Here is a 23,799-nt window from a genome sequence, read left to right as displayed (position 1 = left end):
TTTTTCAGTCGATCCTTTACCCATAAATTCTTCGGGCCCAACCGTAGTTCCATTCCCCTATGTGAGTAAAAACTCCTCATATCTATCATTTGCATGTGGCCATACAATTGGTTTCTATAAGATTTCTCAAAGCTTAATTTGGTACAATACTTGTTTTGCATGTGAGTCACACTAAAATTTGCTAACTTTCCCAAAACCCAACACTTTATCGCATGGCTGCTAAACACTTACTTATCACCTCACTCTTCACCTTGGTCATTGCAGGTACCTTGCCTGCCCAGAATTTTTATAAAGAAAGTATTCCGCGCGTATATACCTTGACATTAGCAGGCGGGCCTGCATCCATGTACTCCGACAATGGAGGGCCGTACAGGAAATTGGACTTCCCTATATTTGGTTCGGTAACGTTGTCTGCGGCAAAGAAAATCAATCGAAGAATCAACCTAAGGCTTTCCGCAGGCTATCAGCATGTCAGTAGCAACATGGAATATGTGGCAGAAAGGGCCTATGAATGGGGAGAGGAAAACAAGGCCTATGCCTTTACCGGCGATGCGGTTTATATTGACTTTATGCCCGAATTTTATTTCCTTCCCTACGAAACCCATATCGAACGCTTCCGCGTAAATGGCTACGCAGGAATTGGCCTGGGGTTCATGGCTATTCCAGAAAAACAGGCTTATGCTTATCCTAATGAAACAGAAATCACCGTCATAGAATCCACTCCCACTGCATTATACCTACCGGTAAGGCTTGGGGGAAGTGTGGCTTTTGGTCCAAACTGGGACGTGGGTTTTGAAGCCAGTCTCTTTGCCACACTATCCGATGAACTGGATGGAAATGCGGGAAGCAACAAAACCAACGACATGTTGATGCAGGGACAATTTTTCGTAAAACGCTACCTATCACCTTTCCCTTTCTGGGAGAAATGGTTCAAAAAATAGCTCATAAGGGCTTGGATTAAACCCATTAAACAATCCTTTTCAGATAAGTACCATATCCGCTCTTTCCGAGTTTTTCGGCTTGCTGGAGCAGTTGCTGTTTATTGATGTAGCCCTTGTGATAGGCCACTTCCTCCACACAACCAATCTTGAGCCCTTGCCGTTCTTCTATTACTTCCACAAATTGGCCAGCCTGCTGCAGGGATTGGTGGGTACCGGTATCCAGCCAAGCCGTTCCTCGACTAAGGATACCTACACTCAGGTTTCCTTCTTTCAAGTAAACATTATTAACATCGGTAATCTCCAATTCGCCCCGAGCACTGGGCTCAATCTGCTTAGCGATCTCCACTACGCGATTGTCATAAAAATACAGCCCTGGAACAGCAAAATTGGACTTAGGCGCTTGTGGTTTCTCTTCTATGCTGATGGCCTTCTTGTCCTTATCAAATTCCACTACCCCATAGCGCTGTGGATCATTCACATGATAAGCAAAAACCACCCCTCCTTCTGGATCGGTATGTTTGAGCAATGTCTCCTGAAGGCCGGAACCATAAAATATATTATCCCCAAGGATCAAAGCCACCTTATCGTCCCCAATGAACTCCTCGCCTATTACAAATGCCTGTGCTAGTCCTTCTGGTTTTGGCTGAATGGCAAAAGAAAACTCACAGCCCAAATGGGAACCGTCACCCAATAATTTTTTAAAGGCATCTGAGTCTTCCGGTGTGGTGATAATCAGGATTTCCCTGATCCCTGCCATCATCAATACAGACAAAGGATAATAGATCATCGGCTTATCATAAACAGGCATGAGTTGCTTACTTACTGCAATGGTCAATGGATATAGTCGTGTACCGGAACCACCGGCTAAAATTATACCTTTCATAGTAAAAAACGTTCTATTTTGTTTACGAAGATAAGGCTTGAAATCTGCAATTACGAGCCCATTTACTTTCAAGACAAAAAATAAGCCAAAGCACTCACGTAACTTGTAAATCAAAGCCCAAAAAAAAGCCCGAAGGGAATCCTTCCCCCCAGGCTTTGACCCTAATAAATATTTTTCAGCCTACTGAAAGGCAAAGACGATAGCGTCTTTTTGCTTAATGTCTTTTCTAATTTTCTCCGGAATAGTCACCACCACCTGACCAGCTGTTTTCGCTATTCGCAATGATATATTTCCTTCTAACAGCTTCACTTTTTTACCACTTACATCTTGCTCAATTGCCCACGATACAGTATTTGGCACCTCCATTCCTTCCTCTATGAGCACAATTGCATACTTTTTTCCTCCTTTGTCTTGGGTAAAATATACATTATCGTCCTGGTAATACTCCACCGTCCTGGTACCATAGATGGCTTCTCCATTTACATCGAGCCATTCTCCTATGCCTATAAGTCGATTGACATCTTCATCAGTAAGCAGGCCTTTAGGTGTAGGCCCTACCCCTAACAACAAGCTTCCTCCCTTGGCCACGACTTCTGCCAATGTATGAACAACTTTATTGACAGACTTATAATTTTGATGTTCATGATATCCCCAAGCGTGCCCGAGTGTCATACAAGCCTCCCAAGGCACATCCATCTGCTCTTCTGGAATACTTTGCTCAGGTGTCTGGTAATTTTCATATGGACCATGTACAGTTCTATCCACCATTAAAATCCCAGGTTGGGCCTTCCGTGCCATTTTTGCTATTTTTGGCATATCGATATCCTGGCTCCATTCAGGTATCCTTGCTCCCCATGCTCGTACTTCGTCATTTACGGTCTCCAAAGGCCTTACCCAGCCACCATCTAGCCAAAGAATATCCACACTACCATAATCATGCATCAGCTCACTGATCTGGTTAAAGGTGTATTCCTTGAATTTATTCCATCTCCACTCATTCTTGCGGATGTCGTAATTGTTATTTCTATCAGCAGTCGCATACTTATCCCACCAATAATACTGTGAATGCCAGTCAGGTTTGGAAAAATACGCACCGATCATAAAGTCTTTTTTACGGAACGCTTCAAAAACATACTTCGCCACATTCGCCTTAGGATGATCCTTAAAGGGACCATCTGTAATCTTATAATCGGTCTGCTGTGTATCAAACATATTGAAGCCATCGTGATGCTTGGTCGTAAAAACCAAGTACTTCATCCCTGCTGCATCAGCTGCGTCTGCCCATTGATCGGGATCAAAAGCCACTGGATTAAACTCATCCTTCAAGCCCCAGTACCATTCCTTAAAATCAGAATAGGCAACGGTACTGTCCCGATTGATCCAGTCTTCCGAACAAAGTGCCCATGATTCGATCATTCCAGGAACAGCATACACTCCCCAATGGACGATCATGCCAAACTTGAGATCTTTCCACTTTTCTAGCTTGGCAATGACCGCGGGGTCTCTCGGAGCTTCATAAACACTGGACTGCCGGTGTAAGTTATCTTCCTGCGCCACTGCTCCGTGAGCTGCGCCGAAAACAGCCAATGCACCTAATAACCTCAGTATTTTTCTCCTCATTTTAAGCTAAGTTAAGAATATAGCAACTGTATATTTTCATAAATAAAAGTACAACTTATAATCTATAATTAAAAATTTTAAAAAAGATTTAATCATTTACAAAACATTTACAGTCGCAAATCCCGATCATTTTACCTGCCACTCATAAAAAAGCAGGAGATTCAGGATATAAAAACAAGTGGAATTTATTATATTATTAACATGGTTTAGGGAAGCATGTTCGAGCTTTCTGTTTCATAACCTGATAGCCTACCGTAACAGGCATACCCTATCAGAATTGCCCAAATATGAATGGAGATCAATCAATTAACACTAAACCATAATAACATGATGAGACCATATATCCTGGCTGAGTCCAACTGGAAAGACCTAAAGCATGCCAATATTGACCTTGCTATTCTTCCTTGGGGAGCCACAGAAGCACACAACTACCACTTACCGTATGGAACCGATAATTATGAAGCAGAAGCCATTGCTGCAGAAGCCGGGCGCATAGCCTATGAAGCAGGCGCGCACCTCACGGTGCTGCCGACCATACCCTTTGGAGTCAATACTGGACAGGCAGATATCTTTTTGGACATGAACCTTAATCCCAGCACTCAGCTGGCCATCGTAAATGACCTCGTAGAAGTCCTCCACCGTCAAAAAGTCAGAAAACTGCTCATTCTAAACAGCCATGGAGGCAATGATTTTAAAACGATCCTCCGGGAACTGGGATTGAAATTTCCGGACATGTTTTTTTCAAGCTGTAATTGGTTTAAGGCATTGGACAAGAAAAAATATTTCGAAATGGACGGCGATCATGCTGATGAAATGGAAACCAGCTTGATCATGCACTTACAGCCCCATCTGGTTCGCTCACTTGAGGAAGCAGGAGAAGGTGAAGAGCGTGAATCACTGGTAGAAGGCATCAGGGAAGGCTGGGCTTGGTCTGAGCGAAAATGGTCCAGGGTCACCAAAGACACCGGAATAGGAAACCCCAAAAAGGCATCATCCGAAAAAGGCCAGCGCTACTTCAAAGACCTCACTGAAAAAATCAGCAAACTTTTCATAGAACTGGCTGAACTAAACCAGTACGACCCGTACAAATAAAAAAGCCGGGAATAAACCCGGCTTTTGATTGACTTCTGTCGAACCTTGATTATCTCAAGAACAACATTTCTCTGTATTTTACCAGTGGCCAGAACTCATCGTCCACATATAGTTCTAGCTTATCTACTGAGTACCTGATTTTTTCAAAGAAAGCATCTTTTACATCTGTACTGTAGCCTTTGGCTCTCTTAGCGATGTCTTCTTCTTTGTTCAGCCTTCGTCTCGCATCGATCATTGCAGAAACATTTTCTTTGATGGCCTCGATGTGCTTGCTGATTTCATTGATCGTATCAATAGCCGCTTTGGAGTCCAATCCAAGACTCTTAAGTCCATTGGCATTTTCTATCAGCTTAGTTTGATACTGAATAGCTGTAGGAATCACATGGTTCAAGGCAAGGTCTCCCATCACTCTTGACTCAATCTGCACTTTCATGATGTAGTTTTCAAGACGAATTTCATGTCTTGCATGAAGCTCCGTAACATTCATTACGCTATGCTTCTCATACAACTCTGAAGTCGCTTTTGCCACCAATACATCAAGTGCAAACGGGGTGCTCTTCAAATTGGAAAGTCCTCTTTTTTCGGCCTCTTTTTCCCACTCTTCTGAGTAACCATCTCCTTCAAACCGTACTTTTTTGCTATCCTTGATGTATTTTCTCAATACATTAACGATGGCGATTTTCTTCTCTTTACCTCCTTCGATTTCTGCTTGGATGTCTTTGTACATCAACCTTAGGGTATCTGCAGCGATCACATTCAAGGCGGTCATTGGCCCAGCTACGTTTGAAGAAGAACCTACAGCTCTAAATTCAAATTTGTTTCCGGTGAATGCAAATGGAGAAGTTCTGTTTCTGTCAGTGTTGTCGAGGATGATTTCAGGAATCTTGCTGATCCCCAACTTCATGTACATATTATCACCTTTCTCGATCTTGATATTTCCATTTTTCTCAAGCTCATCCAATACCGTGGTAAGGGTAGAACCCAAGAAGACAGAAATAATTGCAGGAGGTGCCTCATTGGCTCCTAGACGGAAATCGTTTCCTGCAGAAGCAATACTAGCCCTTAGAATGTCAGCATGGTCATGTACTGCCTTGACCGTAGCCACCAAGAAGGTCAAAAACTGAAGGTTTTCCCTTGCTGAATTGCTAGGCTGGAACAAGTTTACACCACTGTCGGTGATCAATGACCAGTTGTTGTGCTTACCACTACCGTTTAGTCCAGCAAATGGCTTCTCATGAAACAATACTTTTAGGTGGTGCTGATCCGCTACTTTATCCATCAGATCCATCAACAACTGGTTGTGGTCGGTGGCTTTATTGATTTCTTCGAATACCGGCGCTACTTCAAATTGACCTGGAGCCACTTCATTGTGACGAGTAGAAACAGGGATACCCAATTTCAAAGCTTCAATTTCGAAGTGCTTCATGAAGGCTTTCACCCTACTTGGGATAGAACCAAAATAGTGATCATCCAACTGCTGTCCCCTGGCAGGATTGTGACCAAAAACAGTCCTTCCAGCCATTACCAAGTCAGGTCGAGAAGCATAAAGTGCCTTATCGATCACAAAATACTCTTGCTCTACACCCAATGATGGGTTTACTTTCTTTACACTTCTGTCAAACAACTGACAGATAGGAGTGGCAGCAGCACTTACTGCCTCAACAGACTTTAACAAAGGTGTTTTATAATCCAATGCCTCTCCAGTGTAAGAGACAAAGATAGTAGGAATGCACAGTGTGTTCTCAAAGATAAACATCGGAGAACTTGGATCCCATGCAGTATATCCTCTTGCTTCAAATGTTGTTCTTATACCACCATTAGGAAAAGAGGATGCATCTGGTTCTTGCTGTACCAATGCTGAACCTTTAAATCTTTCGATCTTTGCGTGTGCATCAAAGAAGGTATCGTGTTTTTCAGCTGTAGAGCCAGTGAGTGGTTGGAACCAGTGCGTGTAGTGGGTCACCCCTTTGGACAGCGCCCATGCTTTCGCCGCGGTAGCTACTTCTTCTGCGCTAGAGGTGTCTATTTTTGATCCTTTTTCGATCGCTTCGCTCACCTTTTTATAGACAGATGGAGCCAAAGCGTCTTTCATTTTGGATAACCCGAACACTTCAGAACCAAAGTAGTCGGAAATTTTACTAGAAGGTGCTTCAAAAGCTACATTTTCTCTTGATTGCACCATCATTAATGATTGTTGTCGTAAAGTTGCCATGTTTTAATAATGTGGTTTAAAAACAATAGCGAAGATAAGCAAAAATCTGAAATAAAAAGAAAAATCGTATTTTTTTACACCAATCCTTAAGAAAAAGACATTATTTCACCCAAAAAAGATACAAATCCACACAAATACACGCAAATCAGCGTAAATTCCTCATTATTAACACAAAATTGAAAACTGGAAGAATATCCTTAAATTTGCAAATCAATACATCAAAACAAGGGGATCGCTGTGAAAAAGGTAGCATTTTATACATTAGGTTGCAAACTAAATTATTCTGAAACATCCACCATTAGTCGGCAGTTTGAAGAAAAAGGCTATAAAAAGGTTGGCTTTGAGGACACGCCGGACATTTTCATTATCAATACCTGTTCGGTAACCGAGAATGCAGACAAAAAATGTAAAAAGATCGTCAAGGAGGCCAAAAAGATCTCTCCAAACTCTTATGTCACCATTATAGGATGTTATGCCCAACTAAAACCCCGTGAAATCTCGGAAATCAAAGGCGTAGATGCTGTCCTCGGAGCTGCTGAAAAATTCAGACTGATTGAGCTACTTGATGGATTCGCAAAGGAACAAGAAACCAAAGTCCTTGCTTCCGAGATCCATGAAGCCACTGCCTTTAATAATGCCTACTCCATGCATGACCGCACCCGGACATTCCTAAAAGTCCAAGATGGCTGTAATTATGGCTGTGCTTTCTGCACCATCCCCCTTGCGAGAGGAAAAAGTCGCAGTGACAGTATTGAAAACATCCTGCAGTCGGCCAGGGAAATTGCCTCCACTGATGTAAAGGAAGTAGTACTGACGGGGGTCAATATTGGAGACTTCGGAATACAAGGAGGCAAACGAAAAGAGAAGTTTGTGGATCTTGTCAAAGACCTGGACGAAATCGAAGGCATCGACAGGTTTAGAATTTCATCTATTGAGCCTAACTTGCTTACCAATGAAATCATCGAGTTTGCTTCCCGTTCAAAGCGTTTTGTGCCTCACTTCCACATACCGCTCCAGTCTGGCAGCAATACCATTCTGAGGAAAATGGGAAGGAGATACCTTCGTGAACTTTATGTGGACAGGGTCACCAAAATCAAATCGCTTATGCCGCATTGCTGTATCGGTGTCGATGTCATCGTAGGATTTCCCGGCGAGACTGACGAGCTTTTTTTGGAAACCTATAATTTCCTAAACGAACTGCCCATTTCATATCTTCATGTATTCACCTATTCTGAAAGACCAAATACCCGGGCTACGGAAATGAAGGACGTCGTCCCAATGAAAGCCAGAAATCAACGCTCCAAAATGCTCCGGATACTTTCTGAGAAAAAAAGAAGGAAATTTTATGAGGAAAATCTAAAAGGCACCTTCGATGTGTTATTTGAAGAGGATATTGATAATGGCATGATGCACGGTTTTACGGAAAACTATATCCGAGTAGCGGCCAAATATGACCCATTACTGATCAATGAGATCAAAAAGGTCACCCTCTGGGACATCAATGAAAAGGGAAATGTGAACGTAGTGGAACCTGAAATCATTTATGAGCAACATTAACGTCACCCAAAAGATCCACACCATCTTTGGTCACCACTTCCCTCGATAAAATCCATTCGGATAAGTGGTGACATATTTTACCAGAAAAATTCAATACTCACTTTTTACTGGCTATTTTAAACAATTTTTCTATTTATACGGTATATTAGAATAGACTGTAACCCAACTAGCCATGAAAACTATTCTTGAACCTACAGGGAGAATCACCCGACGAAAGTACTTAGTCCTTTTTGTACTATTTTATTTTATCAATCTGCTTTGCATCATGTTGCTTTATGAATCCATGAAGGCAGAAAACTGGCTCACCTTTGCTATTTTTGGCATTCTACTTATCACGACGATCGTTTTGTTATTGGTACAGGCCATCAAGCGGCTTCATGACATTGGGATGGACTGGAAGTATGCGCTGTACCTACTCATTCCACCTCCAATAAACCTGATTGGTTTTATATACCTGGCCATTAAAGCTGGACATGATGGACCAAACAAATTTGGGCCAGACCCAAGAAAAACGGACGTTGTTTAGGCATTATTCATATCGGAGTGCTTCTATCGGATCAAGCTTACTCGCCTTGATCGCAGGGATTACTCCTGATACCAAGCCTACCAAAATGCAAATCATAAACGCCAGCAACATCCACAGCCACGGCACTAAAAAGCCCCCCGGCCCTACAAAACTGGCAACGATATTTCCTATCCCCATTCCTAGGAGCACGCCAAAAACCCCTCCAAACACACAGATTACGATCGCTTCAATCAGAAATTGCTGGCGAATCCGCTTAGGCGTGGCTCCCAGTGCTTTCCGGATACCGATCTCACGGGTTCTCTCTGTGACCGAAACCAGCATTATGTTCATCAAGCCTACGGACGCTCCCAGCAAAGTAATGAAACCGATACCAAAGCCGCCAATCCTTAAATACCCTGCTACTTCTTCTAAGCTCTCCCCTACATTGTTGGACTTTACTACTTCGAAAGAATCCAACTCTCCCACCCTATCTTCTCGGACTTTTCGCATTAAGCCAGTGGCATGGCCCATTTCATAGTCCATTTTGGCAGGATCTGAGCTCGTAACAGTGATTGAATACCAAAAACCACCTGTCTGATCCAATCTAGAGGCATTTTCTACCGGAATCAATATGGTACGGTCCACCCCAGCATCATTTCCTACTGCCCCCTGTTCTTCCAAAACACCAACGATCGAATACCGATTGCCAAAAAAAGAAACGTGCGCCCCCACAGGGTCCTCATGACTTTTAAAGAGCAATTCCACAATTTCACTGCCTATCAGGCACACATTGTTCCCGTACTCGATTTCGACGTTACTGAAATTTCTTCCTTCCTCTATATTTTGGCCTTTGATCAAGACATAATTTTCGTCCACACCTATTATTCGCACATTGGGATTGGTAATTTCAGAACCGCGCTTTATCTCTGCAGATCCACTTACGCGCGTAGAAACCGTCGCCATCCCGCGGGAAGCATACGCAGTCTTGAAATCCAATGCATCCTTAAAGCTAACTGGCTTAAACTGCTTCTCTGCTACACCCGAGCGGGTCACCCTTTGTCCTGATGTATTCTTGGAACGCACATCGAAATTATTGGCTCCCAAGCCGCTAAAGCTTTCTTCTATCTGCGCTTTCATCCCATCGATGGCCGTAAGCATCCCTACCAGCGCAGTGATACCAATAGCAATGATCAACCCCGTCAATATGGTTCTTAACCGATTGGACTTAATTGACCGCAGTGCTTCTTTAATGTTCTCGAGCAATTCCATAAAGTGTTCGTTTTAGAACAAATCCCGTTTTTCATCTAAAAATCAGCCTTATATTATCAATAAAATAAACCAATGGCAATAATAGCTGAATAAAAATATTGCCTGTCTTCCGTATGCCCACCAGCGTCTGACCACATTTATTTCACTCAGGGATTCTATTTACCCATTGCATAAGGACAGCTCTCCATTGGAACAATGGCACCACGCCGGTGCAGCACGGATCAATGCATGCGGTCTGGCCGAATTTCAAGCCCTTTTAGCACCTTCGCCTCATGGGCTAGCCATTGCTTCCAACGTTTATCCACTTCTGAGGGATCATGGTAATGCTTGGCCAAGTCAATGAAATTCACATAATGCCCTGCCTCAGAAACCATCAGCTCATAATAAAATTGCTGCAACTCAGCATCCGCTATGTTTTTCCAAAGCAACTTGAACCGCTCACAGCTCCTCGCTTCGATCAGGGCATTCATCAGGAGATGTTCGGTCAACTGCGCCATTTTACTTCCGCCTTTCCGAATGAACTCACTTAGCTTGACCACGTACATATCCTTTCGTGGTTTTTCAAACTGGAATCCACGCTTTCTGATCTGCTCCATCACCCTTTCAAAGTGCGCCCATTCCTCCGCTACTACGGGGGTAAGCACATCGACCAACCTATCCAAATTAGGATAGCGTACGATCAGCGAAATACAAGATGACGCCGCCTTTTGCTCGCAATAGGCATGATCTACCAGAATGTCCTCCAAGTTCATCGATGCTATGTCCACCCACCGTGGATCAGTGGGCAGCTGGAGGTTAAGCATTTTGTTTTTTGTACTTTCTTCCCAGCTCACTTCATTAAGTATTTGGAATTTAATATGTTATTTACTGATCGATGATCATTGGTAAAATGAACAATATAATCTCCTGAACATTCTAGCTCTTCGACCTTGATTAATCAAAGAAATACCAACTGATCCCTAAATCCAACGATCCCTTCAACCCCGTGTAATATGGAGTAACAAAGTAACCTTGCCTCTCCATAAATCCGCTGTTCAGGTGATTATACCTAAACAGCACTCTTGTCCTGTTAATCCTCAGATCCACGAAAGCATCCAGCACGGGATAAGCATACACATCGAAGTCATTTTGTAAATAAAACTGCTGTGTGGCCGGCATGTAGGCCTCCGCATTATAGCTGCTTTTATACCTGCCCTCCACCCCAAACTGGATGTATAGATGATCGTCAAACATGGGCCCGTCAAAGAACAGCCTGCTCCGGGCGTATAAATCCGGAATCCTGAATGCATCTGTCGCATCTCCTGTTATGGCTGTATAAATCACTTCGCTCTGCCATCTCAACTTTTTCCAGAAAGTAACATCAGCTGTGACCCCGGGAATAACCATAAACGCCCCCCCGTCCGCCTGGGCAGCTTCTTGGTTCTGATCGAAGTAAACATAATTGTTCACTCGGTTTATAGTTAGACTTGGTCTTAAGGAAATATTGGCGAAGTCAGCTTTGATCACACCTTTGATTTGATCGACCCCGATATTGGAAAAACTATTGGTCCAAGAATAGTGGTTACCACGGTACATTTCCTGCATCGCTGTGGGTTTGTAGGAAGCCTTCGTATAACTTACATCCAAAAAGGGCGAGTGAAAATAACCATTGATCCGGTACCCGCTTGGAATCAAATATTCACCATCCGCCTCAAAAGACCACTGGTCGTTTATCTCTCCTCGTAAAGCACCGCCGATATAAACTTCATTGAATTTATAATCACTGTCAAAATTAGGACTGGTAAATTTTCCTGTCCTAAACTTTACAAACGCATTATAATAAACCGGCCCAAAGTCACCTTTAAAACCAGCTTCATTTCGCACTTCCGAAAAATGGTGATAATTAAACGTACTGTCTTGATTTATCATTTTGGGCAGCCCAAAATAATTAAAATAGGCAGAGTCACTCGTGGTCAAATCTGAGAAAAAAGACAGTCCTTGCTTCTTCTTATCAAAGACATGATAAACCTGCCATTCCTCCAAAATATTATATTGATGATACAGGTGATAGTCCTGCCTGATGTCAGTAGCCTCAGTGTTGCTCAGCCACACTTTCGAATCCTCATACGTAAAATAAAGAGACGTTGAATCTACTGTTGGGGGAATTATCCCACCACTTTCGTACACGTTATGGTGCATCCGGGAAAAGTTGGCCAGCAGAAAATATTTTTCATCCTTGGATCGGTAATTTGTGTGCAGGGAGTAGGAAGTCTGCTCTACCATATTATCATCACGTGCATTGGGATTCAGCGTTTTTCGGGCCTTGATGGTATTGAAATTAAAGCCAATATTCCATCTCGGGTTCACATTACGGGCAAAGGCCACATTTAGCATGTTACGATTCCCCCCTCCGTAAAAAGCTTCCAACTTGGTATAAGGGGACTTAGTATCAAAATACAGCATGCTGTCCGGTGAATGGTAATACAGATCATAGGCACTAAAGCCTGACGTCGTGCCTATCAATCCCGGCAAGGTATAATACACCGGTTTGGCCGCACTACCAATATTAGCCAACCCTTGGTATTTATGACCACTTCTAAAAACTGGCTCAAAGTTATGAAACCCTGTCAGCCCCGTATCGAGGGGCGTTTTCTCCATTTTGTTATACCGAAGGTTTTGCTCTTGAAAATACAAAGTCGTGGTAGGTCCATATACCATTTTAGTCGAATCATCGATCAATCCTCCTCGCTGTGGCTCTTTCTCTTCTTCTTGATTTTCACCACTTCCCCTCATCTGCGTCTGGGCTGAAGCGAGTAGATTGAAACAAAAAATCGATATAATTAAAACAAATAGGTACTTAAACTTCACGTTGATAACCTTTATTTCTGATGGCCTTGGTCACATGTTCTAACAAGGTGTTTTTTTCTTCTTCTTCCATTTTCACCTGAACAGGTAACGCAAAAATCGGAATTTCCTGTAAATATCTAAGCAATTTGTCCGCTTTAAGTTTGACAGCGTCCTTCTCCGTCGTAAGGAGTACGGGAAATTGGGCCTTGTGTAGGTTAAATCGCTCTACTATTCTCTCCATGTCACGCTCAGTATAATGGTGGTGGTCACTGTATTCCAAGGTTTCCAGGAGCTCATACATTTCTCCTACCTTCTTCCTCAACAAGTCATTATTGGCTATTCCACTTAGCAAAATCACTTTCTGAATCGGCTCCTCCTTGTTGTCTCTCACATTATACGCCCGGCCGTACTCAAGGCCAGCAAAAAACACCGGACAATCCTCAGGCGCATACCCCAAGATCTTTTGTAAATAATGGGTCTTCGAGGCTTCATCGAGCTTATCAGGACATTTGGTCACCACTACCGCATGAGCACGGTTTGCCCCGTCCCTATTTTCCCTTAAGCTACCCATCGGCACCACATGATCGGTAAAGAAAGGACGCTCAAATGTAGTAAGGAGCAAGTTAAAATCCCCTTTTACGTAACGGTGCTGAAATGCATCATCCAAAATAACCAACTCGGTCTCCGGCCGATCTGCGATAATCCGCGGAATTGCCTCAATTCGCCGCTCCCCCACTGCCACACATATCTCATGGCCAAATTTACTATAAATCTGAAAAGGCTCGTCACCGATTTCCGTTGGTTCAGTGCTCTCTTCTGCCAGTATATAGCCAGAGGTCTTCCGGCCATATCCTCTGCTAAGCGTCGCCACCGCATAATTTTCCTTGAAAGCCCTGATCAGAAATTCCACCATCGGTGTCTTACCAGTCCCTCCCATGGACAGATTACCCACCACGACAGTGGGGATTTCAAAGACCACGCTTTTCTTTACCCCACGATCAAACATTCTGTTCCTTAGACGGGTAATCCCATCGTATAAAAATGAAAATGGATACAATAATAGATGATAAGGGCGCATTGCTTATTTTTTTATACTTTTGGTCAAACGCTAAATACAAATATATGGTTAATTTGATTAGTGACGTAGTCTCCTACTTGGAAAGCATCGCACCTCCTTCCTATCAGGAATCTTACGACAATGCCCAATTGATCACCGGAAATGCATCAGACGAGGTAAAAGGCATACTTTGCAGCCTGGATGTCACCGAAGATGTCGTCCAAGAGGCCATCGATCTAAAGTGCAACATGGTCGTTGCGCACCACCCTATTGTTTTTAAAGGCCTTAAAAGCCTTACAGGTAAAAATTACGTAGAAAGAACGGTCATCAAAGCCATTAAAAATGACATCGCCATTTACGCTATCCATACCAACCTGGACAATGTCCATACCGGAGTAAACAAGCGAATTGCAGACAAAATAGGCTTGGTCAACACCAAAATCCTGGCGCCGAAAAAGGGACTTCTAATGAAACTTAGCGCTTTTGTCCCCGTTCAGGAAACATCACATGTCCTCCAAGGCCTTTACCAAGCGGGCGCAGGAGCCATCGGTGAATACAGCAATTGTAGTTTCCGAGTGGAAGGAACCGGGACTTTTCTACCTTCAGACCAAGCCAATCCCTCTATCGGAAAAAAGGGAAACACTGAAGAAGTCAGTGAAAACCGGATAGAAGTTATCTTTCCTGCCTACCTCCAAGAAAAAATCATCCGTGCCCTCAAAGCACACCACCCCTACGAGGAGGTAGCCTATTACTTACAGCATACAGAAAACGAACACCAAGATGTAGGCTCAGGAATGATTGGTGAGCTGGAATCTCCCATGGCAGAAAGTACCTTTCTCCAGTACCTCAAAAGCTCCATGAACCTTAACGTCATCAAGCACACCCCGCTTAGAGGAAGCCCTATAAAACGAGTCGCCATCTGTGGAGGGGCAGGCATCTTTTTACTAGGTGCGGCAAAAAGCAGCAAAGCTGATATTTTCATCACAGCTGATGTAAAATACCATGAATTCTTTTATGCTGACAATCAAATAGTTATATCAGACATTGGACATTACGAAAGCGAAATTTACACAAAAGATTTATTATTAGAGATATTGTCACAAAATTTTAGTAATATTGCACTCTATTTGACAAAAGTCATTACGAATCCCATAACTTACGTATAGTACATGGAAAGTACAGTCGCACAGAAACTTGATGCCATTTATAATCTTCAGAAAATTGACTCCCGCCTAGATGCTATTTTTAAAATTCGGGGAGCCCTTCCAGAAGAAGTTCAAGATTTAGAGGACGAAATAGCAGGCTACGAGACAAGGTTAGAGAAATTCAACAATGACATCGTAGCCCTTGAGGATGAAATCAAGAAGCATAAAGAAGCTATCAAGGACTCTGAAAAACTCATCAAGAAATATCAGGATCAGCAGATGAACGTCAGAAACAACCGTGAGTATGACGCCATCACCAAGGAACTTGAATTGCAGGACCTTGAAATCCAAGTCTCCAAGAAGAAAATCGGAGAGGCTGAGATGAAAATTGAAGGCAAGAAAAGTGACCTGGATGATCTTCAGGAAACCCTGAAGGATCGCAGGAAGGATCTCGACACCAAAAAAGATGAGTTGGACACTATCGTCTCTGAAAGCGAAGCAGAAGAAAGCAAGCTGAAGGCCGAAAGGGAAAAAGCTACCAAAAAAATCGAAGATCGTCTCCTAAAATCCTACAAAAAAATCAGAGCCAACGCCAAAAATGGCTTGGCAGTGGTGGAGGTTAAGAGAGGTGCATGTGGCGGCTGCTTTAATATCGTCCCTCCACAGCGTCAAGCTGACATTAGGGAAAAGAAAAAACTTATTGTCTGTGAGCACTGCGGCAGAATCCTTGCTGATGTAGCGGATGAAATTGAGGACGAAACCCTTCCAAAGAAAAAAAGAAGCTCTAGAGCTAAAAAATAATTTAAAGCCCGGTTTTTCCGGGCTTTTATTTTTATCACCACTTTTCCATTTATTCCTAATACCACTAATTACAGACTAAGGGATCAGGCAATGTTTCGGAAGGGAGAGGAGGAATCAGTAGCCGCTTACAAGCACATCATCTGCGAGATCCCTAAGCCCCCATACGTTTTCCGCCCCCACAACCGAAAAGAAGAAAAAACATCGATGGCGAGGATTTATGAGTCAAAAAACCATTTGCGCTACCTAAGTGGTTAAACTTCCCACTTGATCCAGAACAAGTATTTTACCTCTGAAGACTCCTGTCTATTACTTTAATATTATTTTTAGGATATGTGACAACTCCTCTTGAATGCGGAGAAATATTTTTATATATTACTGACATGAAGCATTTAATATTTGTACCGCTATTCTCCCTTTTTGTGTCGGTAGGTTTCTGTAAAAACCCAGAAAACAAAACATTCGTCGTAATCTTTAGTAAGAAGGAATTAAAAGAACTTAAATCCAGTGCCGAGTATATTGAACTTAGCTTTATAGAAGATTACAAAACCAAGACTTACTCCGGCAATTCCGACGCCGTCATTTACATCAATGTCCCCAATTGTGACTTTGATAAATGCCAAATCGGAAAAAGACTGGTACAAATCAACAACACAACTTGGAAGCCACTTCAGGAAGTCGCTTTTAGGATCATTGACTTGAGCGAATCAAAAGAAAATTTTCAGGAATTATTGGTTTCCTTCAATGATCAGGAAACAGAAAAGGATAATAAAAAAGGCGGAAAGGTTATCCAATCAATCCTTTAGCTTTTAAATGCTTCACGTTATTATACCGATCTAGCATAAATTTCCCATTTTCCTTTACCGTCAATTCATAGTACCCGAGATTATGATGATCAAAAACATCCATAAAACGCAGGTCATAATCCAGCATTAAACTTAGCATCACCCGCATGGCCCTTCCATGCATACAGATCAGAATGGTCTTTCCCTCTTGGGACAAGATGTGATCCAAACCTCTTTTTAACCTTGCAAAAACCATATTGGGTGACTCACCTCCCTCTATCGAAAAATCAAGTTCTCCATCGGCCCATTTTTCCAGCATCCCTTGATAGTAAGAATGTTCATCCTTACTCATCGGCACCCCTTCATACTTCCCCCAGCTGATCTCATTCAAGTCTGGCAATGACTCATACGGAACCTCATTGTTCAGGAATTTCTCAATGGATTGTCGAGTACGCTGCAGTCCAGTGTAATAAATCCTATCAAATTTAATGTGCTTATGCGCTTCATAAAAGGCATCCGCTTGCTTTTTACCAGTTTCGTTAATGGGGGCATCAATGCCACTTCCTTGCACCACCCCCCTAAGGTTATAATCAGTCTGGCCATGACGGACAAGGTATATTTTTTTAGTACTCAAGATTCTGTATTTTTGTTATCGATTTCTTAAGAATAGTTTTGTAGGTCAAATGGGCTTATCACTGAACTTATTCACAGGGAATCTCCTTTTGAAATCTAAAAAGATCGCAAATTCAATTCAAAGAAAACGTTTTTATTTCAAAATTCATGATATTTCCCAAAAACCTCAGCCTTGACACCCTGAATCAATATGGCGAAGGTAATATGTTAGAGCATTTAGGGATTATTTTCACTAAAATTGGTGATGATTTCATAGAAGCTACCATGCCGGTGGATCACAGAACAAAACAGCCTTTTGGTTTGTTACATGGTGGAGCCAGTGTAGTGCTGGCAGAGACCTTGGGGAGCGTGGCTTCGTCTTGCTGCCTGGATCCTGCAAAACACTATAGTGTTGGTCTGGACATTAATGCCAACCACATCAGGGCTGTTCGATCAGGCTTGGTAAGGGGCATCGCCACACCAATTCACATTGGAAAGAAAACTCATGTTTGGGAAATAAAAGTAGTCACCGAAGAAGATAAATTAGCCTGTATCAGTCGTATTACGATGGCTGTGCTGGATAAAAAACCATGATGAATACACCAACCGCAGACCGTCATCTTCTCACACAGGAAGAATTACTGGACAGGTGGCTTTACGCTGCTTTGGAAGGCGATTACCAATTGGCTGTTTGGAAATCACCTAATTCAAAGAACATACAGTTCATTTTGGACCAAACCGGAGAAATAAAACGGGTAAACCTTGAATTGGACACCCTATCACCAGGTTTTATCGCCCACCCCTTTACTGACCAAGAAGACCAAAAAGCTTTTTTTCTTGAAGCATCGGATTATTTCAAATTCAATATCGACAGCCCCATGCCTGAGGAAGGGCTGTATAAAAAAACCAAGTTCACTCCTACGGAGATAAAAAAACAGGTCAACCAACTTTTGCGCAGCGCACAACCAAATAAATCGAGTGCTCGGCTTACCCCCACTTCCAAATCCAGTTTTATTGAATTTGTAAAGAAAGGAATTAAAGCCATTCAAGAGGGAAAACTGTCCAAAGTGGTCCCTGCCAGGATCCAAAAGGTTGATCTTAAGGAAGGTTTTGACCTTACGAAAACATTTTTGGCGCTGTGTCGGCTATACCCTGATGCATTTGTCAACTTCTTTCATATCCCAAACGTGGGTACATGGCTGGGAGCCACTCCTGAGATACTTATCAAGACAGAAGGCCATTACTTTCACACCATGGCCCTAGCGGGAACCCAAAAGGCTGAAGGAGAAGACCCTGTACAAAATGCAGCATGGAAACAAAAAGAGATCGAAGAACAGGCAATGGTCAGCCGCTACATTGTCAACAATTTTAAAAAAATACGCCTAAGGGAGTACGAAGAAAACGGCCCCAAAACGGTAAAGGCCGGTAATCTATTGCACCTGAGGTCTGACTTTAGGGTAAACATGGAGGCTACCAACTTTCCGCAACTCGGATCAGTGATGCTAAAGCTCCTGCATCCCACTTCAGCGGTATGTGGCACACCACGAGAGGAATCCATGAAATTTATTTTGGATCATGAAGCATTCGATAGGTGCTTCTTTGCTGGTTTTATCGGCCCAGTAAATATTGAAAACCAAACAGCCATTTACGTCAATTTAAGGACTGCCCAGCTCATCAATGAGGAGGTGCTCCTATATGCTGGAGCAGGGGTAACGGCAGATTCCATCCCTGAAAAAGAATGGGAAGAAACGGCGCTAAAATGTGACATTATCGGAAAATTCATTCAATAGACACCAACTTGATCATCCAACCAATTATCGACCTAGTGGCCATATGTGCCAGAAAAGATGTAAAAAATGCCATCCTTTCCCCTGGCTCGCGATGTGCTCCATTGACTTTGGCTTTTGCTAGGCACCCTGACATTCATTGTCGAACCATTTCGGACGAACGTTCAGCCGCATTTGTCGCACTTGGTATGGCCCAGCAGCTCAAAAAACCCGTGGTTTTGGTCTGTTCAAGTGGAACGGCCGCGCTAAATTATGCTCCTGCCATTGCGGAAGCTTTCTTTCAACAAATCCCCCTGATTGTCATCACAGCTGACCGTCCGCCAGAATGGATAGACCAATGGGACGGGCAAACTATTCGACAACGAAACCTATATGGCCAACATATCAAGCAATCCTTTGATTTCCCTGATCATTCTGAACATAAAGATGTGATTTGGCATGCCCACAGGATAAGTAATGAAGCTATAAATACAGCAGCGAATTTTCCTGAAGGCCCCGTTCACATCAATATTCCGATAAGGGAACCGTTCTATCCCGAAAGCGAAGAGGCATTTGATTTTTACCGACCAGTTCCTTTGGTTAACCCACTCAAAAGTGACACTAGTCTCAGCAGTGAATCCAAGGTCAAGTTTCAAAACGAACTGGAAAGATTCAACAAAATCGTCATTGTCCCTGGTCAGCAAGCGCCTGACAAGGGTGTCATGGTCCTATTGGACCAGCTTGTTTCAGCAAAAAAAGTTATCGTTGTCAGTGATACGATTTCCAACATGCAGTCCGAAAACACCATCACCTATCACGATCAAATGTTACCTGTGGTGGATCATGCTAACTTCTCGCCGGATCTGATCATCAGTTTTGGCAAATCTATCATATCAAAATCGCTAAAGAATTTCCTCAGGAGCTCTGGGGCTGATCATTGGCATGTCCAGCCTGCAGGCTATTCACCAGACACTTATCAGGGCCTGACCAAAATCATTCCTTCCACCGCAAAAGACATTCTTGAGCTTTTGCTCCAATCACCACATAAGATAGATAATGATTTCCAGGCCCGTTGGCACCTAGCTGATAAGTCCATGGAAAAAGCTATTAAAAAGCTCATGGAAAAGGAGAATTTTGGGGAATGGAAAGCAATTTACCGTGTCCTTCAGCAGCTCCCTCATCAATCAAAACTCCACCTGGCCAACAGCATGGCGGTTCGCTACGTTAATTTTTTAGGAGCAAGACCACAAGAGATCATCTGCAACAGGGGTACCAGTGGAATTGACGGATCCAACTCGACCTCCGTTGGCTGTGCGTTGACCACCAAAGATTATGTTACCTTGATTACAGGAGACATGGCCTTTTTTTATGACAGAAATGCTTTTTGGAATAATTACACTACAAACAATCTGCGAATCATCCTCCTCAACAATCATGCAGGTGGTATATTCCGAATCATTAAAGGTCCCAGCCAGCAGCCTGAACTCGAGGAGTTTTTTGAAACCACCCAGTCATTAAATGCAGCAAATCTGGCCAAGGATTTTGACTTTGACTATACGAGTGTCAAAACTGAAAAAGAACTGATGAATGGACTGACCAATTTCTACCATCCCTCGATCAGACCCAAAATTATAGAGGTATTTTCCGATAGCGCCAAAAATACCGCCATTCTCAGCAGAGTAAAGTCCGCCCTGAAAGAATTTATTGACATATAAAAGCCAACTACTTAATCTTGGAAAAGAAGTCCTCCAAATCCAGCTCAAACCCTTCCACGGCTTTAGATCGCACCATGTCTCCACTGGTCATCAATTGTGAAGGGACATACTTTCCTTTTACCAATGTGTAAACCAATAGCGTCTGTTCATCAGGATGAATGATCCAGTATTCTTTCACGCCACTTTCTAGGTATAGCTCGTACTTATTTTGGAGCTCCAAACGGTTATTGCCGGGGGAAAGGATCTCCACTACCAAGTCAGGTGCTCCGATACATCCTCGATCATCCAGTTTCGCCCGATCACAGATCACACACAAGTCTGGCTGGACAACCGTGGAAATATCCTTATCCACCTTGGACTGGTGAGGAAGCCGTACATCAAAGGGCGCTGAATACACCTCACAAACCTTCTCTTCCAAAAACACCGCCCATCGCTTTATCAACTCCACTGCGACTTTTTGGTGAATCCGGCGAGGGGCTGCGGCGGCTTTCTTGAATACCTTGCCCTTGATCAGCTCCACCATCTCATCCATCTGCCATGTCAGGTAGTCTGCATAGGAATAACGGCCGTATTCTATATCAGGCTCCTCGACTTTATCGCTATCTTTTTCAGAAGTGCTCATATAGAAATTTACTAAAAAATCTTTCGCATCACAAAAAAGCCACTTTGTCGCCATAGCAGCTCATTATCAAATTTCACTGAACATCAATCATCTATTGCCGCACCTACCATTTGCCGAAACTTCCAGCCGGTCTTATCATCTATCGGGCCTTGCGTTTGTTTCATAAGGACACCGATTACTTGCTCCTTGGGGTCTGCAAAATACTGCGTGTTAAAATAACCACCCCAATCAAAGGTACCTTCACTTCCTATCCCTCCGTGTGCTTCCCCTTCAGCAGTCACCACCCCAAAAGCCAGACCGTAATACTGATTTTCTCCACCAAACAACTCCCCTGTCTGGTTGCCCAGAATACTTCGGACCGTGGTGCGGCTAAGCAGCCTTACTCCGTTTAGTTCTCCTCCATTGAGGTACATTTGGAGGAAAGTGGCATAATCTTTTGCAGTACTGCTTAACCCTGCTCCCCCAGAGAAGAAAGTTTTTGCTCCTTTTTTGGGATAATCAGGATCATAAAATGTTACCGGAAATTGTCGCCATTCCCCTTCCACTTTTTGCTGCACGGTCACCAGTCTATCTGCCTTACTTTCCGGAAGGTAAAACCACGTATCATCCATTTCCAAAGGGTCAAAAATATGTTCTTTCAGATACTCGTCAAACGGCTGCCCAGAGATCACCTCTACAAAATACCCCAGTACGTCCAATCCCTCACTATAGGAGTATTGCTCTCCCGGGTTAAAATGCAAAGGAAGCTTGGCTAGCTTGTTTACACTTTCACCGATTGTGATGGACTTAGTGGTAAACAGATCTGTAACCCCTGCTTTTTGGTATATCATTTTCATCCGCTGATCCCTATCGATCACGCCATATCCCAAGCCAGAAGTATGAGTGAGCAGATGACGAATTGTGATCTCGGACGTAGCCGGCACGGCAGTATAAGTGGTATCCGCGTAGTTAAAAGTACTCAACACTTGGGGGTTTTCAAAAGCTGGAATATACTTGGAAATGGGATCATCCAACCTGAACTTGCCTTCTTCCCACAGCATCATCACAGCTGTGGAAGTAATTGCCTTGGTCTGGGATGCAATCCTGAAAATCGTATTTTTCTTCATGGATGCCCCTGTGGCATTATCGGCCATACCAAAGGCCTCATGCAGTACAATTTTGCCGTCCTTGGCCACTAAAGCCACTGCTCCGGGGATATTTCCTGCATCCACTTCAGCTTCCAACATATTGGCGATCCTCTCCAGCCGCCCAGCTGACATACCAACACTATTAGGGTCAGCTTCGGTAAGTGGTTGGGAAGATAGACCTGTAGGAGTCTGACTAAATGCGCTTGACGTCGCCATCCAAAATGCTATCGCGATTAGAATTCTTTTCATGGTATCTGGTTTGTTTTGGGTAAAAAAAGTCTGCTATCCATTATCGGTAGCAGACGGTGGGTATTCTTCCATTTATGGAATCCATTTGATGTCTTTGAAATTAGGCTTTCTCTTTTCCAGAAAAGCATTCCGTCCTTCCTGCGCTTCTTCCGTCATATAAGTCAAGCGGGTAGCTTCTCCGGCAAATACTTGCTGTCCCACCATACCATCATCCGTAAGGTTAAAAGCAAACTTCAGCATCTTAATGGAAGTCGGCGACTTCTCTAAAATCTCCTGAGCCCACTCATAAGCCGTATTTTCCAATTCATCATGTGGAATAACAGCATTGACCATGCCCATTTCGTAGGCTTCCTGCGCAGAATAATTTCTCCCTAGGAAAAAAATTTCCCTGGCACGCTTTTGTCCTACCATTTTGGCCAAATAGGCCGAACCATAGCCCCCATCAAAACTGGTCACATCCGCATCCGTTTGTTTGAAAACAGCATGTTCCTTGCTGGCCAAGGTCAGGTCACAAATCACATGTAAGCTATGGCCACCTCCAACTGCCCAACCCGGCACCACGGCAATCACGACTTTCGGCATAAAACGAATCAGGCGCTGTACTTCTAGGATATTCAGCCGGTGCATACCATCCTCGCCCACATAGCCTTGGTGCCCGCGTGCTTTTTGATCACCTCCGCTGCAAAAGGAATACACTCCGTCCTTTGGAGAAGGCCCCTCGGCTGACAGCAGCACCACTCCAATAGACGTGTCCTCTCTAGCATCCAAAAACGCCTCAAAAAGCTCACTGGTAGTTTGAGGCCGAAAAGCATTCCTTACTTCCGGACGGTTAAAGGCTATTCTGGCCACGCCGTCACATTTCTTATAGGTGATATCCTTAAATTCCTTTACTACTTTCCACTCCATATTTTTTTTTGATTTTTTGCTGATAGAAATACCTATGCAAGATAATAGCAACTGATCGATTAAGCATATAAAAATGGACAAAACCAGCTATCATTTGAATTTGACATCATTA

At 43.2% G+C, this 23,799-nt stretch carries 21 protein-coding genes; 10 read left to right on the top strand and 11 right to left on the bottom strand.

Annotated features, from left to right (window positions below):
• Positions 1–212 precede the first annotated feature (212 nt).
• Positions 213–941 (top strand): DUF6089 family protein, encoded by a 729-nt coding sequence (locus FDP09_RS10725; protein WP_137402668.1) that lies wholly within the window; start codon positions 213–215, stop codon positions 939–941.
• 25 nt (positions 942–966) lie between these two features.
• Here FDP09_RS10725 and rfbA read toward each other — a convergent pair whose 3' ends face one another.
• Both rfbA and FDP09_RS10715 read right to left on the bottom strand, forming a co-directional pair.
• Positions 967–1,824 (bottom strand): glucose-1-phosphate thymidylyltransferase RfbA, encoded by an 858-nt coding sequence (rfbA, locus tag FDP09_RS10720; RefSeq protein WP_137402667.1) that lies wholly within the window; start codon positions 1,822–1,824, stop codon positions 967–969.
• A gap of 180 nt (positions 1,825–2,004) precedes the next feature.
• Positions 2,005–3,444 (bottom strand): alpha-L-fucosidase, encoded by a 1,440-nt coding sequence (locus FDP09_RS10715; RefSeq protein ID WP_137402666.1) that lies wholly within the window; start codon positions 3,442–3,444, stop codon positions 2,005–2,007.
• Between the two features lie 330 nt (positions 3,445–3,774).
• Here FDP09_RS10715 and FDP09_RS10710 point away from each other — a divergent pair, with 330 nt between their 5' ends.
• Positions 3,775–4,536 (top strand): creatininase family protein, encoded by a 762-nt coding sequence (locus FDP09_RS10710; protein ID WP_137404994.1) that lies wholly within the window; start codon positions 3,775–3,777, stop codon positions 4,534–4,536.
• 49 nt (positions 4,537–4,585) lie between these two features.
• Here FDP09_RS10710 and FDP09_RS10705 read toward each other — a convergent pair whose 3' ends face one another.
• On the bottom strand, positions 4,586–6,748 hold the full coding sequence (locus tag FDP09_RS10705) for a glutamine synthetase III family protein (RefSeq protein ID WP_229683274.1): 2,163 nt from the start codon (positions 6,746–6,748) through the stop codon (positions 4,586–4,588).
• A 237-nt stretch (positions 6,749–6,985) separates the two neighbouring features.
• On the opposite strand from FDP09_RS10705, the gene mtaB reads away from it, so the two are divergent.
• The gene (gene mtaB / locus FDP09_RS10700) at positions 6,986–8,305 is read left to right on the top strand and encodes a tRNA (N(6)-L-threonylcarbamoyladenosine(37)-C(2))-methylthiotransferase MtaB (protein ID WP_137402665.1); all 1,320 of its coding nucleotides are present in this window, start codon (positions 6,986–6,988) and stop codon (positions 8,303–8,305) included.
• A 172-nt stretch (positions 8,306–8,477) separates the two neighbouring features.
• The gene (locus FDP09_RS10695) at positions 8,478–8,831 is read left to right on the top strand and encodes a DUF805 domain-containing protein (protein ID WP_137402664.1); all 354 of its coding nucleotides are present in this window, start codon (positions 8,478–8,480) and stop codon (positions 8,829–8,831) included.
• Between the two features lie 3 nt (positions 8,832–8,834).
• On the opposite strand, the gene FDP09_RS10690 is transcribed toward FDP09_RS10695, so the two are convergent.
• From FDP09_RS10690 to lpxK, 4 genes are all read right to left on the bottom strand, one after another.
• Positions 8,835–10,079, bottom strand: a complete 1,245-nt coding sequence (locus FDP09_RS10690) for an ABC transporter permease (protein ID WP_137402663.1) — start codon at positions 10,077–10,079, stop codon at positions 8,835–8,837.
• A 221-nt stretch (positions 10,080–10,300) separates the two neighbouring features.
• Complete coding sequence (gene miaE / locus FDP09_RS10685; protein WP_137402662.1) at positions 10,301–10,882, bottom strand: tRNA-(ms[2]io[6]A)-hydroxylase; 582 nt, start codon at positions 10,880–10,882, stop codon at positions 10,301–10,303.
• A gap of 130 nt (positions 10,883–11,012) precedes the next feature.
• Entirely contained in the window at positions 11,013–12,851 is a 1,839-nt protein-coding gene (locus FDP09_RS10680; RefSeq protein ID WP_137402661.1) for a putative porin, read from the bottom strand.
• 64 nt (positions 12,852–12,915) lie between these two features.
• The gene (gene lpxK, locus FDP09_RS10675) at positions 12,916–13,983 is read right to left on the bottom strand and encodes a tetraacyldisaccharide 4'-kinase (protein ID WP_137402660.1); all 1,068 of its coding nucleotides are present in this window, start codon (positions 13,981–13,983) and stop codon (positions 12,916–12,918) included.
• A 44-nt stretch (positions 13,984–14,027) separates the two neighbouring features.
• On the opposite strand from lpxK, the gene FDP09_RS10670 reads away from it, so the two are divergent.
• The 3 genes from FDP09_RS10670 (at position 14,028) to FDP09_RS10660 (ending at position 16,711) form a co-directional block, all read left to right on the top strand.
• A complete protein-coding gene (locus FDP09_RS10670) occupies positions 14,028–15,128 on the top strand; it encodes a Nif3-like dinuclear metal center hexameric protein (protein WP_137402659.1) in 1,101 nt (366 codons plus the stop codon).
• 3 nt (positions 15,129–15,131) lie between these two features.
• Complete coding sequence (locus FDP09_RS10665) at positions 15,132–15,908, top strand: zinc ribbon domain-containing protein (RefSeq protein ID WP_137402658.1); 777 nt, start codon at positions 15,132–15,134, stop codon at positions 15,906–15,908.
• A gap of 380 nt (positions 15,909–16,288) precedes the next feature.
• A complete protein-coding gene (locus tag FDP09_RS10660) occupies positions 16,289–16,711 on the top strand; it encodes a hypothetical protein (protein WP_137402657.1) in 423 nt (140 codons plus the stop codon).
• Here the strand turns inward: FDP09_RS10660 and FDP09_RS10655 are convergent.
• Positions 16,692–17,324 (bottom strand): histidine phosphatase family protein, encoded by a 633-nt coding sequence (locus tag FDP09_RS10655; RefSeq protein WP_137402656.1) that lies wholly within the window; start codon positions 17,322–17,324, stop codon positions 16,692–16,694. The two genes, FDP09_RS10660 and FDP09_RS10655, sit on opposite strands and share 20 nt — an antisense overlap.
• Positions 17,325–17,470: 146 nt before the next feature.
• On the opposite strand from FDP09_RS10655, the gene FDP09_RS10650 reads away from it, so the two are divergent.
• From FDP09_RS10650 to menD, 3 genes are read left to right on the top strand one after another with little or no spacing between them, the layout of a single operon-like run.
• Positions 17,471–17,896, top strand: a complete 426-nt coding sequence (locus FDP09_RS10650; RefSeq protein ID WP_137402655.1) for a hotdog fold thioesterase — start codon at positions 17,471–17,473, stop codon at positions 17,894–17,896.
• Entirely contained in the window at positions 17,893–19,092 is a 1,200-nt protein-coding gene (locus tag FDP09_RS10645) for a chorismate-binding protein (protein WP_308420961.1), read from the top strand. Before FDP09_RS10650 ends, FDP09_RS10645 begins: the two co-directional genes overlap by 4 nt.
• Before the next feature lie 8 nt (positions 19,093–19,100).
• Complete coding sequence (menD, locus tag FDP09_RS10640; protein WP_137402654.1) at positions 19,101–20,783, top strand: 2-succinyl-5-enolpyruvyl-6-hydroxy-3-cyclohexene-1-carboxylic-acid synthase; 1,683 nt, start codon at positions 19,101–19,103, stop codon at positions 20,781–20,783.
• A 7-nt stretch (positions 20,784–20,790) separates the two neighbouring features.
• Here the strand turns inward: menD and FDP09_RS10635 are convergent, their stop codons facing one another.
• The 3 genes from FDP09_RS10635 to FDP09_RS10625 form a co-directional block, all read right to left on the bottom strand.
• The gene (locus tag FDP09_RS10635) at positions 20,791–21,405 is read right to left on the bottom strand and encodes a Uma2 family endonuclease (protein ID WP_137402653.1); all 615 of its coding nucleotides are present in this window, start codon (positions 21,403–21,405) and stop codon (positions 20,791–20,793) included.
• Between the two features lie 83 nt (positions 21,406–21,488).
• Positions 21,489–22,781, bottom strand: coding sequence for a serine hydrolase domain-containing protein (locus tag FDP09_RS10630; RefSeq protein WP_137402652.1), 1,293 nt, complete (start codon positions 22,779–22,781; stop codon positions 21,489–21,491).
• 72 nt (positions 22,782–22,853) lie between these two features.
• Entirely contained in the window at positions 22,854–23,687 is an 834-nt protein-coding gene (locus FDP09_RS10625) for a 1,4-dihydroxy-2-naphthoyl-CoA synthase (RefSeq protein ID WP_137402651.1), read from the bottom strand.
• Positions 23,688–23,799: the final 112 nt, after the last annotated feature.

It is taken from the genome of Echinicola rosea (assembly GCF_005281475.1).
Taxonomy (GTDB): Bacteria; Bacteroidota; Bacteroidia; order Cytophagales; family Cyclobacteriaceae; genus Echinicola; species Echinicola rosea.
This window is presented reverse-complemented; position numbering and strand designations above follow the sequence as displayed.

Excerpts from the sequence above, each read along its gene's own strand:
- FDP09_RS10725 (WP_137402668.1), top strand. The coding sequence starts at position 213 with ATGGCTGCTAAACACTTACTTATCACCTCACTCTTCACCTTGGTCATT.
- rfbA (WP_137402667.1), bottom strand. The coding sequence starts at position 1,824 with ATGAAAGGTATAATTTTAGCCGGTGGTTCCGGTACACGACTATATCCA.
- FDP09_RS10715 (WP_137402666.1), bottom strand. The coding sequence starts at position 3,444 with ATGAGGAGAAAAATACTGAGGTTATTAGGTGCATTGGCTGTTTTCGGC.
- FDP09_RS10710 (WP_137404994.1), top strand. The coding sequence starts at position 3,775 with ATGAGACCATATATCCTGGCTGAGTCCAACTGGAAAGACCTAAAGCAT.
- FDP09_RS10705 (WP_229683274.1), bottom strand. The coding sequence starts at position 6,748 with ATGGCAACTTTACGACAACAATCATTAATGATGGTGCAATCAAGAGAA.
- FDP09_RS10695 (WP_137402664.1), top strand. The coding sequence starts at position 8,478 with ATGAAAACTATTCTTGAACCTACAGGGAGAATCACCCGACGAAAGTAC.
- FDP09_RS10690 (WP_137402663.1), bottom strand. The coding sequence starts at position 10,079 with ATGGAATTGCTCGAGAACATTAAAGAAGCACTGCGGTCAATTAAGTCC.
- miaE (WP_137402662.1), bottom strand. The coding sequence starts at position 10,882 with ATGCTTAACCTCCAGCTGCCCACTGATCCACGGTGGGTGGACATAGCA.
- FDP09_RS10680 (WP_137402661.1), bottom strand. The coding sequence starts at position 12,851 with ATGAGGGGAAGTGGTGAAAATCAAGAAGAAGAGAAAGAGCCACAGCGA.
- lpxK (WP_137402660.1), bottom strand. The coding sequence starts at position 13,983 with ATGCGCCCTTATCATCTATTATTGTATCCATTTTCATTTTTATACGAT.
- FDP09_RS10670 (WP_137402659.1), top strand. The coding sequence starts at position 14,028 with ATGGTTAATTTGATTAGTGACGTAGTCTCCTACTTGGAAAGCATCGCA.
- FDP09_RS10665 (WP_137402658.1), top strand. The coding sequence starts at position 15,132 with ATGGAAAGTACAGTCGCACAGAAACTTGATGCCATTTATAATCTTCAG.
- FDP09_RS10660 (WP_137402657.1), top strand. The coding sequence starts at position 16,289 with ATGAAGCATTTAATATTTGTACCGCTATTCTCCCTTTTTGTGTCGGTA.
- FDP09_RS10650 (WP_137402655.1), top strand. The coding sequence starts at position 17,471 with ATGATATTTCCCAAAAACCTCAGCCTTGACACCCTGAATCAATATGGC.
- FDP09_RS10645 (WP_308420961.1), top strand. The coding sequence starts at position 17,893 with ATGATGAATACACCAACCGCAGACCGTCATCTTCTCACACAGGAAGAA.
- FDP09_RS10635 (WP_137402653.1), bottom strand. The coding sequence starts at position 21,405 with ATGAGCACTTCTGAAAAAGATAGCGATAAAGTCGAGGAGCCTGATATA.
- FDP09_RS10630 (WP_137402652.1), bottom strand. The coding sequence starts at position 22,781 with ATGAAAAGAATTCTAATCGCGATAGCATTTTGGATGGCGACGTCAAGC.
- FDP09_RS10625 (WP_137402651.1), bottom strand. The coding sequence starts at position 23,687 with ATGGAGTGGAAAGTAGTAAAGGAATTTAAGGATATCACCTATAAGAAA.